The 2,439-nt window shown below is 74.5% G+C and carries 4 protein-coding genes; 3 read left to right on the forward strand and 1 reads right to left on the reverse strand.

The window, feature by feature from the left end; all coding sequences use genetic code 11:
• Positions 1-22 precede the first annotated feature (22 nt).
• A complete protein-coding gene (locus H5J30_RS27315; protein ID WP_181789983.1) occupies positions 23-475 on the reverse strand; it encodes a DUF3093 domain-containing protein in 453 nt (150 codons plus the stop codon).
• A 71-nt stretch (positions 476-546) separates the two neighbouring features.
• On the opposite strand from H5J30_RS27315, the gene H5J30_RS27320 reads away from it, so the two are divergent.
• From H5J30_RS27320 to H5J30_RS27330, 3 genes are read left to right on the forward strand one after another with little or no spacing between them, the layout of a single operon-like run.
• Positions 547-1,128 carry a PaaI family thioesterase gene (locus H5J30_RS27320; protein ID WP_181789984.1) on the forward strand — a complete coding sequence of 194 codons (582 nt, stop codon included), beginning with the start codon at positions 547-549 and terminating at the stop codon, positions 1,126-1,128.
• Positions 1,125-1,646 carry a dUTP diphosphatase gene (gene dut / locus H5J30_RS27325; RefSeq protein WP_181789985.1) on the forward strand — a complete coding sequence of 174 codons (522 nt, stop codon included), beginning with the start codon at positions 1,125-1,127 and terminating at the stop codon, positions 1,644-1,646. The genes H5J30_RS27320 and dut overlap by 4 nt, the downstream gene beginning before the upstream one ends.
• Position 1,647: 1 nt before the next feature.
• A complete protein-coding gene (locus H5J30_RS27330) occupies positions 1,648-2,421 on the forward strand; it encodes a DUF3710 domain-containing protein (protein WP_181789986.1) in 774 nt (257 codons plus the stop codon).
• Positions 2,422-2,439: the final 18 nt, after the last annotated feature.

Below are 2,439 nucleotides of genomic sequence, written 5' to 3' on the forward strand. Positions count from 1 at the left end.
AGCCCGCGGCCGCCTCCGGGCGTCAGCCCGCGGCGGACCGCAGCACCGCCACCAGCCGCTCCGGCTCCCGCGTGGACAGGTAGAGATACGGCGTCGGATCCTCCGGATCCGTGACCTCCACCCGCACCGCCGTCGGGATGTACCCCCGCAGCAGCATGTACGCGCGCGTGTCCGCCTTGTGCGTACGCCAGGCCCGCGCCTCCTCCGCGTCCAGCGCGTGCGCCTCGCCCAGCGCCGTGAGCGGGATCCGGGCGTCGTCGGTGACGAGCTTCCCGGCGACGACGCGGATCCGCGCCGAGCCGTACGAGCTGACGCCCACCGCCGCCAGCGCCGTCCCGCCGGCGAGCCCGGCGAGCAGCGGCAGCGTCCCGAACGGCGTCAGCATCAGCGCCAGGCACACCCCCGTGCCCACCGCCAGGCCCCACCAGGACCGCGGTGCGCTCAGCCGCTCCTCGTAGCTCTGCGTCGTCTCCATGGCCCCCAGCCTCCCACGGCCGCCGCCCGCGCTTCGGCCGCGGGTCGGGTGCGCAGGTAGGCTCTGGCCGCGTGACTGCAAGTGACAAGCTGACCCCGCCGCCCGGCGCCGCGCAACCCGTGCGGCACCCGGACGCCCCGGCGCCCGGTGAGCTCCTCGGCACCCACTACGACCAGTGCTTCGGCTGCGGTGGCGAGGAGGAGCACGGCCTGCACGTGGCCGCGCGGGCGGGCGAGGGCGTGAGCGTGACCGCCGAGTTCACCGTCAGGGCCGCCCACCAGGGCGCCCCGGGCCTGGCCCACGGCGGGGTGCTCACCTCCGCGCTCGACGAGACGCTGGGCGCGCTGAGCTGGCTGCTGCGCGCGATCACGGTGACCGGCCGGCTGGAGACCGACTTCCTGCGCCCGGTGCCCGTGGGCACCACGCTGCACCTGGCGGCCCACGTCCGCGCCGTCGCCGGCCGCAAGATCTACTCCACCGCCACCGGCCGCCTGGACTCCCCGGAAGGACCGGTGGCCGTCCGCGCCGACGCCCTGTTCGTGGAGGTCAAGGTCGACCACTTCGTCGCGCACGGCCGGGACCGGGAGATCCAGGCCGCGATGGCGGACCCCGACCAGGTCAGGCGGGCCCGGGCCTTCGAGGTGAACCCGTGAGCGCGGGGCGGGAGCCGGTGGACGTGCTGATCCGCCGCGTCGACCCCGAGGTACCGATCCCGGCGTACGCGCACCCGGGTGACGCGGGCGTCGACCTCGTCACCACCCGGCCCGCGGAGCTGCCCCCCGGCGAGCGCGTCATCCTGCCCACCGGCATCGCCATCGCGCTGCCCGACGGCTACGCCGCGTTCGTCCACCCGCGCTCCGGTCTCGCGGCCCGTTGCGGCGTGACGCTCGTGAACGCCCCGGGGACGGTGGATGCCGGGTACCGTGGGGAGATCAAGGTGAACGTGGTCAACCTCGACCCGCGCCGCCCGGTGCGTTTCGAGCGTTTCGACCGGATCGCCCAGCTGGTGATCCAGCAGGTGGAGAAGGCCCGCTTCCACGAAGTGGCCGAACTCCCCGGCTCCGCCAGGGGCGAGGGCGGGCACGGGTCGACCGGAGGGCACGCTTCCCTCGGGGACCGGAAGACCGTTCATGGATACGCTTCGGTCATTGCCGACCGGGAAGGACAGTGACGTGTTCGGACGTCGTCGCAAGGGGCAGGAGGAGCCCGTCGACAAGCTCGCCGACGGCGTGACCGCCGAGGACGCCGAGGAGTCGGCGGACGAGCCGGAGGACGGGGAGGAGCGCAGGTACGCCCTGCCCCCCGAGGAGCGGCCCGAGGGGCCGTGGGACATCGGCGAGGTCGAGGACGCCACCCGCGGCCGCGTCGACCTCGGCGGGCTGCTCGTCCCCGGGGTCGAGGGCATGGAACTGCGCGTCGAGGTGGCGGGCGAGTCGATCGTCGCCGCGACCGTGGTGCTGCGGGACAGCGCGATCCAGCTGCAGGGCTTCGCCGCCCCGAAGAACGAGGGCATCTGGGGCGAGGTCCGCACCGAGATCGCCAACGGCATCACCAAGCAGGGCGGCATCATCGACGAGCGCAAGGACAGCCTCGGCTGGGAGCTGCGCGCGCAGGTGCCGGTCAAGCTGCCCGACGGCAAGAGCGGCATGCAGGTCGTGCGATTCGTCGGCTGCGACGGCCCGCGGTGGTTCCTGCGCGGGGTCATTTCCGGCCACGCTGCGGTGCAGCCGCAGGCGGCGGGCGTGCTGGAGAAGATCTTCCGCGAGACCGTGGTGGTACGCGGCGACGGCCCGATGGCGCCGCGCGACCCGATCGTGCTCCAGCTGCCGACGGACGCGCAGATGGTGCCGGACGGGGTGCAGCAGGACGAGGCGAGCGAGGGCTCGCGGTTCGCGGGCGGCATCGACTCGCTGGCGCGCGGCCCGGAGATCACCGAGGTGCGCTGAGCGCTCCGCGCGGATGCG

This window comes from Streptomyces phytophilus (assembly GCF_013870535.1).
GTDB classification, from domain to species: Bacteria; Actinomycetota; Actinomycetes; order Streptomycetales; family Streptomycetaceae; genus Streptomyces; species Streptomyces phytophilus.